At 64.9% G+C, this 14,164-nt stretch carries 21 protein-coding genes; 13 read left to right on the top strand and 8 right to left on the bottom strand.

The window, feature by feature from the left end; genetic code table 11:
- Positions 1-33: 33 nt before the first annotated feature.
- From ON00_RS08740 to ON00_RS08725, 4 genes are all read left to right on the top strand, one after another.
- Positions 34-561 carry a P-loop NTPase family protein gene (locus tag ON00_RS08740; RefSeq protein WP_010405053.1) on the top strand — a complete coding sequence of 176 codons (528 nt, stop codon included), beginning with the start codon at positions 34-36 and terminating at the stop codon, positions 559-561.
- A 167-nt stretch (positions 562-728) separates the two neighbouring features.
- The gene (locus ON00_RS08735) at positions 729-1,160 is read left to right on the top strand and encodes an ACT domain-containing protein (RefSeq protein ID WP_010405051.1); all 432 of its coding nucleotides are present in this window, start codon (positions 729-731) and stop codon (positions 1,158-1,160) included.
- 43 nt (positions 1,161-1,203) lie between these two features.
- On the top strand, positions 1,204-2,109 hold the full coding sequence (locus ON00_RS08730) for a DMT family transporter (protein WP_010405048.1): 906 nt from the start codon (positions 1,204-1,206) through the stop codon (positions 2,107-2,109).
- On the top strand, positions 2,106-2,585 hold the full coding sequence (locus ON00_RS08725) for a GNAT family N-acetyltransferase (protein WP_010405046.1): 480 nt from the start codon (positions 2,106-2,108) through the stop codon (positions 2,583-2,585). The genes ON00_RS08730 and ON00_RS08725 overlap by 4 nt, the downstream gene beginning before the upstream one ends.
- A gap of 36 nt (positions 2,586-2,621) precedes the next feature.
- On the opposite strand, the gene ON00_RS08720 is transcribed toward ON00_RS08725, so the two are convergent.
- The 3 genes from ON00_RS08720 to ON00_RS08710 are packed head-to-tail and all read right to left on the bottom strand — an operon-like array spanning position 2,622 to position 4,002.
- Entirely contained in the window at positions 2,622-3,086 is a 465-nt protein-coding gene (locus ON00_RS08720) for a RidA family protein (protein WP_010405044.1), read from the bottom strand.
- The gene (locus ON00_RS08715; protein ID WP_010405041.1) at positions 3,083-3,730 is read right to left on the bottom strand and encodes a hypothetical protein; all 648 of its coding nucleotides are present in this window, start codon (positions 3,728-3,730) and stop codon (positions 3,083-3,085) included. The genes ON00_RS08720 and ON00_RS08715 overlap by 4 nt, the downstream gene beginning before the upstream one ends.
- Positions 3,727-4,002, bottom strand: a complete 276-nt coding sequence (locus tag ON00_RS08710; RefSeq protein WP_010405039.1) for a DUF3572 domain-containing protein — start codon at positions 4,000-4,002, stop codon at positions 3,727-3,729. Before ON00_RS08710 ends, ON00_RS08715 begins: the two co-directional genes overlap by 4 nt.
- A 37-nt stretch (positions 4,003-4,039) precedes the next feature.
- Here ON00_RS08710 and ON00_RS08705 point away from each other — a divergent pair, with 37 nt between their 5' ends.
- On the top strand, positions 4,040-4,402 hold the full coding sequence (locus ON00_RS08705; RefSeq protein WP_010405037.1) for a response regulator: 363 nt from the start codon (positions 4,040-4,042) through the stop codon (positions 4,400-4,402).
- A 251-nt stretch (positions 4,403-4,653) separates the two neighbouring features.
- Here ON00_RS08705 and rpmG read toward each other — a convergent pair whose 3' ends face one another.
- Complete coding sequence (gene rpmG, locus ON00_RS08700) at positions 4,654-4,821, bottom strand: 50S ribosomal protein L33 (protein ID WP_010162189.1); 168 nt, start codon at positions 4,819-4,821, stop codon at positions 4,654-4,656.
- Between the two features lie 171 nt (positions 4,822-4,992).
- Here rpmG and ON00_RS08695 point away from each other — a divergent pair, with 171 nt between their 5' ends.
- From ON00_RS08695 to ON00_RS08685, 3 genes are all read left to right on the top strand, one after another.
- Complete coding sequence (locus ON00_RS08695) at positions 4,993-5,316, top strand: hypothetical protein (RefSeq protein WP_245535548.1); 324 nt, start codon at positions 4,993-4,995, stop codon at positions 5,314-5,316.
- Positions 5,317-5,326: 10 nt separating this feature from the next.
- Positions 5,327-5,890: a TMEM165/GDT1 family protein gene (locus ON00_RS08690; protein WP_010405027.1), complete on the top strand. Its 564-nt coding sequence runs from the start codon at positions 5,327-5,329 to the stop codon at positions 5,888-5,890.
- 108 nt (positions 5,891-5,998) lie between these two features.
- Positions 5,999-6,490, top strand: coding sequence for a Dps family protein (locus tag ON00_RS08685; RefSeq protein ID WP_010405025.1), 492 nt, complete (start codon positions 5,999-6,001; stop codon positions 6,488-6,490).
- 4 nt (positions 6,491-6,494) lie between these two features.
- Here ON00_RS08685 and ON00_RS08680 read toward each other — a convergent pair whose 3' ends face one another.
- The gene (locus ON00_RS08680; RefSeq protein WP_010405024.1) at positions 6,495-7,325 is read right to left on the bottom strand and encodes a metallophosphoesterase; all 831 of its coding nucleotides are present in this window, start codon (positions 7,323-7,325) and stop codon (positions 6,495-6,497) included.
- Positions 7,326-7,374: 49 nt separating this feature from the next.
- Between ON00_RS08680 and ON00_RS08675 the strand changes: the two genes are divergently transcribed.
- Positions 7,375-8,964, top strand: coding sequence for a cisplatin damage response ATP-dependent DNA ligase (locus ON00_RS08675; protein WP_010405022.1), 1,590 nt, complete (start codon positions 7,375-7,377; stop codon positions 8,962-8,964).
- Positions 8,965-9,005: 41 nt separating this feature from the next.
- A complete protein-coding gene (gene pip, locus ON00_RS08670; protein WP_010405020.1) occupies positions 9,006-9,959 on the top strand; it encodes a prolyl aminopeptidase in 954 nt (317 codons plus the stop codon).
- Between the two features lie 27 nt (positions 9,960-9,986).
- Here pip and ON00_RS08665 read toward each other — a convergent pair whose 3' ends face one another.
- The 3 genes from ON00_RS08665 to ON00_RS21315 all read right to left on the bottom strand — a co-directional run bounded on the left by ON00_RS08665 (position 9,987) and on the right by ON00_RS21315 (position 11,881).
- Entirely contained in the window at positions 9,987-10,214 is a 228-nt protein-coding gene (locus ON00_RS08665; protein WP_010405017.1) for a hypothetical protein, read from the bottom strand.
- Between the two features lie 219 nt (positions 10,215-10,433).
- Positions 10,434-10,940, bottom strand: a complete 507-nt coding sequence (locus ON00_RS08660; RefSeq protein WP_010405015.1) for a thioredoxin family protein — start codon at positions 10,938-10,940, stop codon at positions 10,434-10,436.
- Positions 10,941-11,080: 140 nt separating this feature from the next.
- Complete coding sequence (locus tag ON00_RS21315) at positions 11,081-11,881, bottom strand: cold-shock protein (RefSeq protein ID WP_010405012.1); 801 nt, start codon at positions 11,879-11,881, stop codon at positions 11,081-11,083.
- Positions 11,882-12,087: 206 nt separating this feature from the next.
- Here ON00_RS21315 and ON00_RS08650 point away from each other — a divergent pair, with 206 nt between their 5' ends.
- Genes ON00_RS08650 through lptC form a run of 3 tightly spaced genes read left to right on the top strand, consistent with a single transcriptional unit; the run spans position 12,088 to position 14,160 of the window.
- A complete protein-coding gene (locus tag ON00_RS08650; RefSeq protein WP_010405010.1) occupies positions 12,088-12,864 on the top strand; it encodes a TerC family protein in 777 nt (258 codons plus the stop codon).
- Positions 12,865-12,911: 47 nt separating this feature from the next.
- Positions 12,912-13,532 (top strand): ribonuclease D, encoded by a 621-nt coding sequence (locus ON00_RS08645; RefSeq protein ID WP_010405006.1) that lies wholly within the window; start codon positions 12,912-12,914, stop codon positions 13,530-13,532.
- Complete coding sequence (lptC, locus tag ON00_RS08640; protein ID WP_010405003.1) at positions 13,525-14,160, top strand: LPS export ABC transporter periplasmic protein LptC; 636 nt, start codon at positions 13,525-13,527, stop codon at positions 14,158-14,160. The genes ON00_RS08645 and lptC overlap by 8 nt, the downstream gene beginning before the upstream one ends.
- The last annotated feature ends 4 nt before the right edge of the window (positions 14,161-14,164 follow it).

The following is a 14,164-nucleotide window of genomic DNA, read 5'->3' as shown; positions in this document are numbered from 1 at the left end:
CACGGTGGGGTGGCGCTGTAGAAGATCGACCTCATGACCCTCGACGCGCTTGGACCCCGCATCTGCATCATGGGGCCGTCGAACAGTGGCAAATCCACGTTGGCGGTGGCGATTGGTCGTGCGCGCGGCCTGTCGCCGGTCCACCTCGACCAACTCCGTCATCGACCCAATACCGACTGGCAAGAGCGACCCGAGGCAGAGTTCATCGCTTTGCATGACGCGGCCATTTTGGGGGATCGGTGGGTAATAGAGGGCAATTACTCCCGCTGCCTGCCACAGCGGCTGGAGCGTGCCACCGGGGTCATCTTGCTGGACGCCTCAACGCTGACCAGCCTGCTGCGCTATTTTCAGCGATGCTGGTTTCAGCGGAATCGCCACGGGGCGCTTGAGGGAGGTGTGGACAGGGTGAATTGGCTGATGATTCATCACATCGTGGCGGTCACACCGGCAAGCCGCAAACGCTATGCCGCGATGTTCGCCGACATTGCCTTGCCGAAGATCAAGCTCGCGACGGCGCGGGAGCTGAATGCCTTTTATCGGTCTGAAGATTTGCGCCGATAGCGCGGTTGGGCTCGATTGCCGCCGCCAAGGCATCTGGGCATGGCGTCGAATCGAAGGTACCGGTGCGCGATGCTCCGTCGTTACCCCTGCGCCAATCGAATTAGCCGCCCAGCCTGATCCGTCAGGCTGGGTCCCTTCAGGCTATTTTCGAACTTCCAGGTGGAACAATGACACAAACGCACAAACTCGTGCGCGAGCGACAGGCGATGCTCGCGGGAATGACTCCGGTTCTTACAGAGGGAACGTATATCTTCTGCTCGACCAGTGACGCTGCCGCCGCCGCGATCCTGGCGCCCAGGAGCCTGGCGCTGTTTCGCGAAGCGGAGGGGCTTGCGTTGGTCCTGACACTGGCAGACGCGGCGGCGCATGGTTTCGACGTGTCGCTGCCGATGCGCCGGATCGTGCTGGAAGTGTTCTCCGCGCTCGACGGGGTTGGCCTGACCGCTGGCGTCGCAACAGCGCTGGCGGATGCGGGCATCCCCTGCAATATGATCGCGGCCTATCATCACGACAATGTCTTCGTGCCCGAGCCGCAAGCGCTACAGGCGCTTGCCCTATTGCAGGCGGTGCAGCGCGAGGCCGCAGCGGGCATGGGCTGACCGGGGAACGATCTTTACCCTGACGGGCGGCCCGGCACGCGCTATGGCCAGCGCCATGAAGCCCGTTTCCGCCACGCTCGCCTTCACTGTCGCCGCGATCGGCATCGCCACCTATTCGACGATGGACGTGCTGATGAAGGGGCTATCGATCGCCAGCGGGGCCTATTCGGCGGTGCTGTGGCGATCGGTGGCGGGTGTGGTGCTGCTCGGCCCGGTGTTCGTCGCGCGGCGGCGGCCGTGGCCGGGGCGGGCGGCGTTGCGGCTGCATGCGCTGCGCGGCGCGACTGCCGGCATTTCGGTGGTGTTGTTCTTCTGGGGCCTCGCGCGCGTGCCGATGGCGCAGGGGGTGGCGCTGACCTTTCTTGCGCCGCTGATCGCCTTGTATTTCGCCGCGGCGCTGCTGGGGGAGACGATCCGGCGCGGGGCGATCCTCGGTTCGATCGTGGCAAGCGCGGGCGTGTTGGTGATCGCGGCGGGCGAAGTGCAGGCGCATGCCTCGACTGCACATGTGCTGGGGTCGATCGCTATTTTCGCGGCGTCGATCTTCTACGCTTATAGCCTGATCCTGCTGCGGCAGCAGGCGCAGGTCGCCGATCCGCTGGAGGTTGCGCTGTTCACCAGCATCGTGCTCGGTGCCTTGCTGTTGATCGGCGCACCGTGGTTCTCGGGGCTGCCGACGGTCGCGCAATGGCCGCAGATCGGTGCGGCGGCGGTGCTGGGCTCGGTCTCGGCGATGGCGCTCGCCTGGGCGTATGGCCGGGCCGAGGCGCAGGTGCTGGCGCCGGTGGAATATACTGCCTTTCTGTGGTCGGCTTTGCTTGGATGGTGGGTGTTCGGCGAGACGGTGTCGCTCTACACGACGCTCGGAGCGGCGCTGATCATCGCGGGGTGCGTCGCTGCGGTACGCGGCCATGCCGCGCCCGCCCCGCAAACGGAGGCTGCCGCATGACCCATATCCGCCCCGCTACCCCCGCCGACGTGCCGCTGATCCTGCATTTGGTGCGCGAACTCGCCGAATTTGAGCGCGAGCCAGACAAGGTGGTGGCGACTGAGCCGTTGTTGCAGGACGCGTTGTTCGGCGCGCATCCCGCAGCCGAGGCGGTGATTGCCGAGCTCGACGGCAAGCCCGTCGGCATGGCGCTGTTCTTTCACAATTTCTCGACCTGGACTGGCTGGCGTGGGCTGTATCTGGAGGATCTCTACGTCACGCCCGAGGCGCGGGGGGCGGGCGTCGGCAAAGCGTTGCTCAAGCATCTGGCGGCGCTGGCGGTGGCGCGCGGCTGTACGCGCTTCGAATGGTCGGTGCTCGACTGGAACGAAAAGGCGATCGCCTTTTATCGCTCGATGGGGGCAGCGCCGATGGAGGAGTGGACGGTGTACCGCGTCACCGGCGATGCGCTGGCGGCACTCGCACAACCGGCGTGACGGCGGCGCGGGTCTGCGGACCCGCGCCGAGTGCGCTCAAGCCGTGATCTGAACGATCGCGTCGACTTCGACCGCCGCGCCCAGCGGCAGCGCGGCGACGCCGACCGCGCTGCGGGCATGCTTGCCCGCTTCGCCGAACAACGCGACCATCAGGTCCGATGCGCCATTGGCGACCTTGGGCTGATCGGTGAAATCGGCGGTCGAATTGACGAACACGCCGAGCTTCACGATCCGCTCGACCCGGTGAAGGCCGCCAAGGGCCGCCTTGATCTGTGCGACCAGCATCAGCGCGCACGCTTGTGCAGCGGCGGCCCCGGCTTCGAGATCGACCGACTCGCCCAGCCGCCCGGTGATGACCGCGCCATCCTTGAAGGGCAATTGGCCGGAAATGTGGAGCAGGCCGTGTGCATCAACGGTCGGCACATAGGAGGCGACGGGCGCGGCGGCGGCGGGCAAAGCGAGGCCGAGTTCGGAAAGCTTGCGGTCGATACGGTCGGTCATGCGGAGGTCCTTTCGGGGGATGAGGCGGCGGGCAGCCCAGCCGCGAAACGATCGGAGATCCACACTTGTGCAGCCTGCCAATCATCGATGCGGACATGCGCAGCGGGGGCAGGGGGCACGTTGGGGGCGAGGTCGGGTTCGGAAATCATGTGCAGGCGGTGAACCTGCGGTGCGTGCTTGGCGACCGAGGCGTGGTGCACCGCGAGATCGTCGACGAACACGGTGACGGGGTTGCCATGTTCGGCCACCAGCCGCGCGACAGGATCGCCCTTGCCGCCCTGGTTGGTCTCGACGCGGTACGCCATGTCGTGGCCGAGCAATTGCGCGATGCGCGGTTCGCGATTGTGGTCGGCGAGGTTGGTCAGGATCACGACGTCGGCGATTTGCGACAGCGCGGCGAGCGCTTCGCGGGCATGGGGCACGAGCGTCTGGCGGCTCATCTCGGCGGGAAAGAAGCCCTCGAGCAGGCCCCACATTTCCTCGCGCGTGGGTGCGGGACCGCCCGAGATGCGCGTCATACTGGTGGCGAAATCGCCGCCATTGGCGGCAAAATCGATGTCGTGATGCTCGCGCAACCACACGCCGAAATGCCGCACCATGTGCAGCAGCACTTCGTCGCAATCGCAGATCAGCAGGCCCTTCATGCGGCATTCTCCAGCGCGGCGCGCGCCGCGACGATCGCCTCGGGCCGCTCGCCAATCCCGCCTGCGCAGGCGATCAGATCGGGTTCGTACGATTCCAGAAAGCCGAGCACCGCCGACAGCACGGCGGGTTCGCCCGCGCGGGTGCGCAAATCGGCGGGGGTCATGCCCGTCACATCGAGCAGGCGCAGCGCCCGGTCCGGCTCGCCCAGCGTCCACACCAGCGCGCGCAGCGCCAGTTCGGCCGGTTCGGGGTTTGTTTCTCGGGCGCGCATTGCTTAGGGAAATTCCATGGACCAGGACGATTTGGGCGTGGCAAAAAGGGTGCTCGTTGTCGAGGACAACGAACTCAACCTGAAACTTTTCTGCGATCTGCTGCGCGCGCACGAATATGTGACGGAGGGCGTGCGCGACGGGCGCGAAGCGGTGGCGCGCGCGCGCGCGTTCGCGCCCAACCTGATCGTGACCGATATCCAGCTGCCGCATCTGAGCGGCTATGATCTGATCCTGCAGTTTAAGGCCGATGAAGCCCTGCGCGATATCCCGATTATGGCAGTGACGGCCTATGCCGGGCGCGAAGATGAGGAGCGGATCCGCGCGGCGGGCGCCGATGCCTATGTGTCAAAGCCGATTTCGCTGATGCGCTTCGTGGATGCGGTGGCGGCGTTGGTGTGAGGGGCGCGGGGTGGGCAAGTTTGCCCCACCGCCGTTCGGGCTGAGCCTTCTCCCCTCCCTGAAAGGGAGGGGCTGGGGGTGGGTCGGCCCGTAATCGGGCGTAACACCTCGCCATCAGCCAACCCACCCCTCAATCCCCTCCCTTTCAGGGAGGGGAGGTATGTGGAAAGCAATACAAAACACGAAAAGGGCCGTCGAGCATGCGCTCGCGGCCCCTTTTCGCTCCGGCTGGCAGGACGCCAGCGCCGGGCTTACTTGATCTTGGCTTCCTTGAACTCGACATGCTTGCGCACGACGGGATCATACTTGCTGAAGCTCAGCTTCTCGGTCTTGGTGCGCGGGTTCTTCTTGGTGGTGTAGAAGAAACCAGTGTCCGCCGTGCTGACGAGCTTGATCTTGACCGTGGTCGGCTTTGCCATGACCTGAATTCCTGTGATCTGAAAATGCAAAAGCGGCGAACCGGTCGCCGCTCTTAAGCGTCGCCCGATGAAGGAAGCGGCGCGTGATGTCAAGCAAGACCGACCATCCGGCAGGGTTTAAGCGCGTGTTTACCAGTGCGGGCGCAGGATGCCCGCCAAAGGGGACGGATTGTGACGGCACCTGATAGCGCGATGGCAATAGCACAGGCCGAACTCGCCGCGCGAGTCGCGTTGACGGGGATGCGCGCGGGCACCGCGTCGACGGCCGCACTGGCCGCCGAGATCGATGCGATTCGCGCGGCGGCGCTGGCTTATGGCCTGTATCCGGCGGTCGCGGTGACACACGCGATCGATGCCGCATTGGCGCGGGGTGAGCGCGGGCCGCTCGTGCTGGGCTGGATCGCAATCCTACGCGATGCGGTGTCGTCGGACCGGCAGGACCGCAGTGCCTGCGAAACCTTTGCCGCTGCCTGCTCGGTTCGCCTGGCCGGTTGAAGCCCAGCCGATGGACGCTTTGATGGCCGCGCTGGTCGCGGCGCTGCTGACCCAGGTCAGCGACCGCACGCCATGGGCGGCGGCGGCACTGGCGAATCGATACGACAATAAGGGCGTGGTGATCGCGGGCGTCGCGTTGGCGCTGGCGTTCGGCAATACGCTGGGCGCGATTGGCGGGGTTGTCGTCGCCCCAATGCTGTCCCCCAATGCGCAGGGGCTGTTGCTGGCGCTCGCCTTGCTGTCGGGCGGCGTGGCGGGGTTCTGGCCGATCAAGCCCGCCAAAGGGCGCAGCTGGCGGCTGGGGGCGTTCGGATCGAGCTTTGTCGCGGTGGCGATGCTTGGGTTTGGCGATCGTATGCAATTCATCACCGCCGCGCTGGCGGCGCAGGCGACCACGCCAGCCTTTGCCGCGATCGGCGCGACCATCGGCAGCGTTGCAGTCACCATCCCGGCGATCCTGCTGGGGGAGAAGGGTATGCGCAAACTGCCGACCACCGCGCTGCGCCTGGTTGCAGCGGCGGTGTTGATGGTGGCAGGAGCGGTGCAGGCGCTGTCGGCGCTGCGCCTTATCTAGGCGGTCGATCGCTGAGATCGTAATTTTATCCAAGCCGATCGGGAGCCAATTCGCTATCGCTTCGTTCCAGCACCGAACCGAATATCCCGCCTGCCGATGGAGCGAAACATGGCCGCCGATGCACTCAAGACCCCGACCGATTTGAAGACCAACGCCGTCAAGACGGTGTCGCAGGCGCTGAACGGGATCCTTGCCGATTCGTTCGCGCTGTATCTCAAGACCAAGAATTTCCACTGGCACGTGTCGGGCCCGCATTTCCGGGATTATCACCTGATGCTCGACGAGCAGGCCGCACAGATCTTTGCCGCCACCGACGACATTGCCGAGCGCGTGCGCAAGATCGGCCAGACCACGCTGCGCTCGATCGGCGATATCGCACGCCACCAGACGATCACCGACAATGATGCCGATTTCGTCGCGCCCGAAGCGATGCTGAGCGAATTGCGCGACGACAATCTGAAGATGGTCGAGGCGCTGCGCGAAGCCAAGGACCTGGCCGATGCGGCCAAGGACAATGCCACCAGCGCGGTGATCGACGACTGGACCGATCAGGCCGAGCGTCGCGCCTGGTTCCTGTTCGAGGCCAGCCGCAAAGGCTGACCCCTCAGCGTTTCGCCGGACCGACGGTGACGAGCCACAGGTCCGGCGGCGCGTGGACGCGGAGCGGAAGCGTGCTGGTGCCGAGCCCTGCCGACACTACCACCGTCCGGTTGCCGTCGTGGACGACGCCGCACAGATATCGTCGCTGAGTCGGCGAGACACTGATGGGGCCAAGTAGCGGCAGAACAATCTGTCCGCAGTGCAGGTGCCCGGCCAGCAGCAGGCCGATTGTACCCGGCAACGGAGTTGGGATGTCGGGCGTGTGCGTCAGGACGACGTCGGCACCGCGCAGCTTGGCCATCGCTACGCTCATTGCTGCGACATCTGCGTGACCGGTATCGAAATCCCCGAGCCCGCCGATGACGATTGGCCCGCGCTGGAGGGCGGTGTTTTGCAACACCGGGATGCCGACACGCGCAAACGCGCGCGTAACGGCTTGCGGATCGGTGTTATAATCATGATTGCCAAGCACCGCCACGGTGCCGAGCGGGGCCTGCAACCGCGCAAGCGATTCAGCGACGAGCCTGGACCGCACGGGCGCTTTGGCCTTGTCATATTCGGCCAGAAAGTCGCCGCCCAGAAGAACCAGATCGGGTTTCAGCGCGTTGACCTGATCGACGATGCGATCGAGCCGCGCGCGGTCCATGCTGGCATTGCCGAGATGAATGTCGGTCAATAGCGCCAGCGTGACCGGCGCTGCCCCCTGCGGCCAATCGGGCAAGGCGACGGTAAGGCGGCGGACGATCGGATCGGCGCGGGAGGCGGCATAGCTGCCAATCAACAGGGCAAGCCCGATCAGGACCAGGCCCGCGACGAATCGAAGGATACGCGACATGGCGGGACTGCTAGCGGGACGGGACGCGATGCGCCATGGTGCTGCGACGATGCGTGCTTTTGCCGATCTCCTCGACGGGCTGATCTACACCCGCTCGCGCAACGCGAAGCTGAAGCTGATCGTCGATTACATGCGCGCCGTGCCCGATCCCGATCGCGGCTGGGCGATGGCGGCGCTGACCGGGGAGCTTGACCTGCCCGGCGTCAAACCGGCGGTGATTCGCGCGCTGATCGAGGAGCGCGTCGATCCCGTGCTGTTCCGCATGAGCCGCGATTATGTCGGCGATACCGCAGAAACGGTCGCTTTGCTGTGGCCCAAGCCGCTGGTGGTGCCGGATGCCGAGCCACTCGGCATCGCGCAGGCGGTTGATCGGCTGGCGGCATTGTCGCGATCGGATACGCCCGCCGTGCTGGCCGCGATGCTCGACCGCCTCGATGCTGACGAACGCTTTGCCCTGCTCAAGATGGCAACGGGGGCGTTACGGATCGGGGTTTCCGCGCGCCTCGCGAAGACCGCGCTCGCGCAGGCGTTTGCGCTCGATGTCGAGGCGGTCGAGGAAGTGTGGCACGGGATCGCGCCGCCTTACACAGCGCTGTTTGATTGGGCGGAGGGACGCGGCGCGCAGCCGACCAGCGCCGACGTGCCGGTGTTCCGCCCATTCATGCTGGCGCATCCGCTGGAGGATCTGCGCGTCGATCTCGCCGACTATGCCGCCGAATGGAAATGGGACGGGATTCGCGTGCAATTGGTGCACGTCGCCGGGCAGACGCGGTTGTACAGCCGGACCGGCGACGACATCACCGCCAGCTTCCCCGAAGTGGCGCGCGATTTCGCGACGCCGGGCGTGCTCGACGGCGAATTGATGGTGAAGGGCGATGCGCAAGGCGCGGCGACCGAAGAAGGCGGTGCCGCGAGCTTCAATGCCTTGCAGCAGCGGCTGGGGCGCAAGGTGGTTTCGGCGAAGATGCTGGCCGAGGCTCCGGCGTTCGTGCGGCTTTACGACATTCTCTACGATGGCGAAGACGATCTGCGCGGGCTGGCGTGGAGCGAGCGGCGCGCGCGGCTGGAGGCGTTTGTCGCGCGGCTCGATGCCGGGCGGTTCGATCTTAGCACCGTGATTGCCGCAGAGGATTTTACCGCGCTCGAAGGGGTCCGCGCGGGCGCGCGCGATGCCGCGATCGAGGGGGTGATGCTCAAGCGGCGCGATTCGCCGTATGTCGGCGGGCGCAAGACCGGTTTGTGGTACAAATGGAAGCGCGATCCGCTGACCGCCGATTGCGTGATGCTCTATGCGCAGCGCGGCAGCGGGCGGCGATCGTCTTTCTACAGCGATTACACCTTTGGCTGCTGGACCGAGGACGGCGAGTTGCTCCCGGTGGGAAAAGCCTATTCGGGCATCACCGATGACGAATTGAAGATGCTCGACCAGTTCGTGCGGAACCATACGACCGCGCGCTTTGGCCCGGTGCGCGAGGTGGAAAAGACGCTGGTGCTCGAAATCGCGTTCGATTCGATCCACGCCTCCAAACGCCACAAATCGGGCGTGGCGATGCGCTTCCCCCGTATCGCGCGCATCCGCACCGACAAGCCCGCCGCCGAGGCGGATACGGTGGTGGCGCTCAAGCGGATGATCACCTGAGGTGGCGTGACATGGCCGGGGTGCGGCCTTATCAATCCCCGATGACCGACTTGCGCACGCTGTACCCCGAGATCGAACCCTATGCGACCGGCATGCTCGATGTCGGCGATGGGCATAGCATCTATTACGAACGCTGTGGCACGCCGGGGGCGACGCCGGCGGTGTTCCTGCATGGCGGGCCGGGCGGCGGCATTTCGCCGAGCCATCGCCGCCTGTTCGATCCGGCGCGCTATGACGTGTTACTGTTCGACCAGCGTGGGTGTGGGCAATCGACGCCGCATGCGTGTCTGGAGGCGAACACGACCTGGCATCTGGTCGCCGATATCGAGCGGTTGCGTGCGTTGGTCGGGGTCGAGCGGTGGGTGGTGTTCGGCGGATCGTGGGGCTCGACGCTGGGGCTGGCCTATGCCGAAACGCATCCCGAGCGGGTGCGCGCGCTGATCCTGCGCGGCATCTACACCGTCACCCGGGCGGAGCGGGACTGGTATTATCAGTTCGGCGTGTCCGAGATGTTCCCGGACAAATGGGCGGGCTTCCTCGCGCCGATCCCCGAAGATCAGCGCGGGGATATGGTCGAGGCCTATCGCCGCATCCTGACCGGCGATGATCCGACGGCCCAGCTCGAAGCCGCCAAGGCATGGACGATCTGGGAAGGCGAGACGATCACGCTGCTGCCCGATCCCGCGTTGAGCGAGGCGTTCCAGGACGGGCATTTCGCGCTCGCCTTCGCGCGGATCGAGAATCACTTTTTCGCGCATGATGCGTGGCTGGAAGAGGGCCAGTTGCTGCGCGATGCCGGGCGGCTAGCAGGCATTCCGGGGACGATCGTGCATGGCCGCTACGACATGCCGTGCCCCGCGCGCTACGCCTTCGCGCTGCACCAGGCCTGGCCCGAGGCCGAATTTCATCTGATCGAGGGCGCGGGCCACGCCTATAACGAGCCCGGCATCCTCGACCAGTTGATCCGCGCGACCGATCGCTTCGCGGACGGCTAAATCGGTACTATCTCTTTCCGGGTGTTTTTAGCTGCAACCGTAATAGATGGTTTCTTCATACAAAGTCGGCATGCCGACGCGGACGCTACCGCCATCGCAAAAGACGACTCGTTGACCCGAAATGGTGGTCTCATTCTCGTCCGTGTACCAAATGACTACGTAGTCTTGACGCCGATACTGTGCAGCTGCGGGCGCGATCGTGGCACCAGCAATAACAGATCCCAAAGACACTATCTTTACGAGCTTCGACAGCATGGTCCATCTCCCGTTCGACAAGACCTCGATAGTGCTCTTTTGATATTCAGAGTCAAGTCGCTGATAAATAAACAGGAGTGATGGCTGTATTCAGTGCGACATATCTCAATCTGTGTATTTTGGTTTCCTTGTAGATGCCCAGGTGAGCACCGCAAAGAGACATCTAGTCCAGCCAATTGAGTGATCGGCTGAACTCGCGATCGGTGCGGACAGCCGCGCTTACTTCGTCCAGCTTGCCAGCCAGTCGGCAAGCGCCTGCGGGCTGAGGCTGCGGGCATCGGAGAGGGCGGCAGTACGGCCCGCATTCTTGAGCGAATCGGTCTTGGGGTCGACGATCAGCACGCTTGGCACGCCGCCACCGAAGTGACCGTTCAGCCCATATTTCGCAGCAATGTCGAGATTCTTGTCGAAGCGACCGACATCGACGGTGACGATTTCATACTGTTTGGCCAGGAAGCTGCGCAGTTCGGGCAATTCCATCGTGCCCGCGAGGAGGCGGCAATCGAGGCACCAATTGCCGCCAAGGTCGATCAGCAGCAATTTGTGCTGCGCCTTGGCGCGTGCGCGTGCGGCGGCGACCTGCGCCTTTGCGTCGGCGGTTTCGTCATAGGGAAGCGGGAGCGGGGTCTTGAGCTGGGTGAAGCTGGTCGCGGCGACCTTTGGAGCAGGCGCGGCGAGGGCCGGAGCGGCGAGGGTCAGGGCGATCGCGGCGAGAACGAGGCGCATAGAGGGTCCTTCTACAGTCCTTCCGGCCAGTGCCGGGGTCGCCCGAGTCGTAGGGTGGCGCGTTGAACTCGCACACAAAGAAAAACCCGGCAGGCCTAAAGGCCTGCCGGGTTCAATCTTTTCGCCAGTGGCGCGAGCGCTTACGCGATCGAGGTCAAATTGACCGCTGCCATCTTGCCGCGACGATCGACTTCCAGCTCGAATTCAAGCCGGTCGCCTTCGTTGAGCGAGGTCATGCCACCACGCTCGACCGCCGAGATGTGGACGAACGCGTCGGGCTGTCCGTCGTCGCGCTGAATGAAGCCGAAGCCCTTCATCGCGTTGAAGAACTTGACCGTGCCGGTCGCCTTTTCGCCCGTCAGCTGGCGCTGCGGTGCGCCGCCGGGGGCGGCACCGCGCGGTGCGCCGGGGCCTGCGTCACGGTCGCGCGGCGGGCCGCGGTCGGTGACGGGGAGCGGCTCGCCGTCGATCTTGAGGTCGGTCGCCGAAATGCGGCCGCCACGATCGACGAGCGTGAAGCCGAGCGGCTGACCCTCGGCCAGACCGGTCAGGCCAGCTTGCTCGACTGCGGAAATGTGCACGAACACATCTTCGCCGCCATCGTCGCGAACGACGAAGCCAAAGCCCTTCTGGCCATTGAAAAATTTGACGACGCCGGTGCCTTCGCCAACGACCTGCGGGGGCATGCCACGGCCACCGCCGCCTGCGCCACCGCCGCCGAAGCCGCCACCGCCGCCGCTGCGGAAGCCGCCGCCACCGCCGCCGCCGAAGCGATCGCCACCGCCGCCGAACCGGTCACCGCCACCGCCGAAGCGATCGCCGCCACCGAACCGGTCACCGCCGCCGAAACCGCCGTCGAAGCCGCCGCTGTCGCCGAAACCGTCGCGCTTGTCGCGCCCACGCCCGCCACGATCACCGCGGCGTCCTTTATCGAAACTCATGCCCTGTTCGTCTTCCCGGTTCGTCCGACATCGTTATAGCAACCGTTGCGTCGGACGAAAGACGCAGGGCTTCGTGCACCAAACCAAATGTGCCACCGACTCGTGTTAGCCTAAAATTTGAAGCGCTGCGAACAAATTCGTCCAAAATGCGGCGCTTCCTGTGTCGATCTTGCGCGAGCGTGGCAATACCGGCACAGGATGGCGCTATGTCGCTCCTCCATTTGCTCGCCAATCCCGCCGCCTGGGCGGCACTTGCCACGTTGATCGTCATGGAGATCGTGCTCGGCATCGACAATCTCGTCTTTATTTCGCTGCTGTCGAACAAGCTGCCTGAGGGGCAGCGAGTGAAGGTGCGCCGCGTCGGGATCGGGCTGGCCCTGGGGCTGCGGCTGGTGCTGCTGTCGGCGATCGCCTGGATCGCCGGGCTGGTCGAGCCGGTGTTCGATCTGGGGATTGCCGGTGCGGTCGATGCGCACGGCGTGCCGTCCTTCGAAACCGCTTTTTCGGTGCGCGACCTGATCCTGATCGCGGGCGGGCTGTTTCTGCTGTGGAAGGCGACCACCGAGATCCATCACACAATCGACCCCGACGATTCGGGCGACGTGCTCGACAAGAAAAGTTCGGTCGCGATGTCGTTCGGCGCGGCGATCGTGCAGATCCTGCTGCTCGACATGGTGTTCTCGATCGATTCGATCCTGACCGCGATCGGCATGACCGACGATTTGCCGGTGATGATCGTCGCCGTGATCGTCGCGGTCGGGGTGATGCTGGTGGCGGCGACGCCGCTTGCCAATTTCATCGATCGCAACCCGACCGTGGTGATGCTGGCGCTCGGCTTTCTGCTGATGATCGGCGCGGTGCTGATCGCCGATGGCTTCGGCGTGCATGTGCCCAAGGGGTATATCTACGCGGCAATGGCGTTTTCGGGCCTGGTCGAAACACTCAACATCGCCGCGCGCAAGGCCCGCGCGCGGCAGCGCTAACGGCGGACCCCATTGAGCACGCTTCGATTCGCCGCTAGGGCCGCGCGATGACAGTGCATCTCCACGAAGAAGACATCCCCGCCAATCTGTTCGTCCCCGGCGTCGATATTGCCGTCGACACCGAGACGATGGGCCTGATCACGCCGCGCGACCGGCTGTGCCTGGTGCAGCTTTCCGATGGCGGGCCGGACGAGCATCTCGTGCGCTTCGCCCCCGACAGCGATTATGCCGCGCCCAATTTGCGTGCGTTGCTGGCCGATCCGGCACGGGTGAAGCTGTTTCACTTCGCGCGCTTCGATCTGGCGGCGATCAGCCATTATCTCGAAGTGACCGCAGCCCCGGTCTATTGCACCAAGATCGCCTCGCGCCTCGTGCGGACCTATACCGATCGCCACGGGCTGAAGGAGCTGGTGCGCGAATTGCTGGGGCAGGACATTTCCAAGGCGCAGCAATCGTCCGACTGGGGCGGCCCGGTGCTGAGCGACGCGCAGAAGGATTATGCCGCGTCGGACGTGCGCTATCTCCACGCGATGCGCAACGAGCTCGACTTGCGGCTGGCGCGCGAAGGGCGGACCGAGCTGGCGCAGGCGTGTTTCCAGTTCCTGCCGTGGCGCGCCGAGCTCGATCTGGCGGGTTGGCCGGAGGTCGATATTTTCGCGCATGCCTGATTCGGGGGCCATCCGCAGCCAGCGCCTGATCTGGGCCGCGCCGGGCAGCAGCCACGATCGCACGATCGGCGTGCTGCGCGTGGTGCTGCCGATTCTGATCGGCGTGCTGGCGGCGTTTGTGGTGGTGCTGCCGCTGTATTCGGGCGGCGATGTCAGCTTCCTGCTCGACAAGAACAAGGTCGAAGTCGCCAAGGAACGGCTGCGCGTGCAGTCGGCCACCTATCGCGGCAATGACGATAAGGGGCAGCCCTTCGCTTTGGTGGCTGGGTCGGCGATCCAGAAGAGTTCGGCCGAGCCGATCGTCTGGCTGCAGCAATTGTCGGCGCAGATCGGGCTGTCCGACGGGCCGGCCGATGTCGTCGGCGATCGCGGCCATTATAATATGGATCGTCAGCAAGTGACGATCGATGGGCCGTTGCAGGTGAAAAGCAGCGGCGGCTACCGGCTCGATACGCAGAATTCTACGCTCGATCTCAAGTCCAAGACGTTGAAAAGCGGGGGTGCCGTTACGGGTACGGTGCCGCAGGGCACGTTCAGCGGCGATCAGATGAACGCCGATCTCGAAAATCATGTTGTTCGGCTGGACGGTAATGCCCGCTTGCGGATCGTCCCGCGAAAGACGAGATAGCGCA

Origin of the sequence: Sphingomonas echinoides ATCC 14820 (genome assembly GCF_000241465.1) — a bacterium.
Classification (GTDB): Bacteria; Pseudomonadota; Alphaproteobacteria; order Sphingomonadales; family Sphingomonadaceae; genus Sphingomonas; species Sphingomonas echinoides.
This window is presented reverse-complemented; position numbering and strand designations above follow the sequence as displayed.

Excerpts from the sequence above, each read along its gene's own strand:
- ON00_RS08740 (WP_010405053.1), top strand. The coding sequence starts at position 34 with ATGACCCTCGACGCGCTTGGACCCCGCATCTGCATCATGGGGCCGTCG.
- ON00_RS08735 (WP_010405051.1), top strand. The coding sequence starts at position 729 with ATGACACAAACGCACAAACTCGTGCGCGAGCGACAGGCGATGCTCGCG.
- ON00_RS08730 (WP_010405048.1), top strand. The coding sequence starts at position 1,204 with ATGGCCAGCGCCATGAAGCCCGTTTCCGCCACGCTCGCCTTCACTGTC.
- ON00_RS08725 (WP_010405046.1), top strand. The coding sequence starts at position 2,106 with ATGACCCATATCCGCCCCGCTACCCCCGCCGACGTGCCGCTGATCCTG.
- ON00_RS08720 (WP_010405044.1), bottom strand. The coding sequence starts at position 3,086 with ATGACCGACCGTATCGACCGCAAGCTTTCCGAACTCGGCCTCGCTTTG.
- ON00_RS08715 (WP_010405041.1), bottom strand. The coding sequence starts at position 3,730 with ATGAAGGGCCTGCTGATCTGCGATTGCGACGAAGTGCTGCTGCACATG.
- ON00_RS08710 (WP_010405039.1), bottom strand. The coding sequence starts at position 4,002 with ATGCGCGCCCGAGAAACAAACCCCGAACCGGCCGAACTGGCGCTGCGC.
- rpmG (WP_010162189.1), bottom strand. The coding sequence starts at position 4,821 with ATGGCAAAGCCGACCACGGTCAAGATCAAGCTCGTCAGCACGGCGGAC.
- ON00_RS08690 (WP_010405027.1), top strand. The coding sequence starts at position 5,327 with ATGGACGCTTTGATGGCCGCGCTGGTCGCGGCGCTGCTGACCCAGGTC.
- ON00_RS08685 (WP_010405025.1), top strand. The coding sequence starts at position 5,999 with ATGGCCGCCGATGCACTCAAGACCCCGACCGATTTGAAGACCAACGCC.
- ON00_RS08680 (WP_010405024.1), bottom strand. The coding sequence starts at position 7,325 with ATGTCGCGTATCCTTCGATTCGTCGCGGGCCTGGTCCTGATCGGGCTT.
- ON00_RS08675 (WP_010405022.1), top strand. The coding sequence starts at position 7,375 with ATGCGTGCTTTTGCCGATCTCCTCGACGGGCTGATCTACACCCGCTCG.
- pip (WP_010405020.1), top strand. The coding sequence starts at position 9,006 with ATGACCGACTTGCGCACGCTGTACCCCGAGATCGAACCCTATGCGACC.
- ON00_RS08665 (WP_010405017.1), bottom strand. The coding sequence starts at position 10,214 with ATGCTGTCGAAGCTCGTAAAGATAGTGTCTTTGGGATCTGTTATTGCT.
- ON00_RS08660 (WP_010405015.1), bottom strand. The coding sequence starts at position 10,940 with ATGCGCCTCGTTCTCGCCGCGATCGCCCTGACCCTCGCCGCTCCGGCC.
- ON00_RS21315 (WP_010405012.1), bottom strand. The coding sequence starts at position 11,881 with ATGAGTTTCGATAAAGGACGCCGCGGTGATCGTGGCGGGCGTGGGCGC.
- ON00_RS08650 (WP_010405010.1), top strand. The coding sequence starts at position 12,088 with ATGTCGCTCCTCCATTTGCTCGCCAATCCCGCCGCCTGGGCGGCACTT.
- ON00_RS08645 (WP_010405006.1), top strand. The coding sequence starts at position 12,912 with ATGACAGTGCATCTCCACGAAGAAGACATCCCCGCCAATCTGTTCGTC.
- lptC (WP_010405003.1), top strand. The coding sequence starts at position 13,525 with ATGCCTGATTCGGGGGCCATCCGCAGCCAGCGCCTGATCTGGGCCGCG.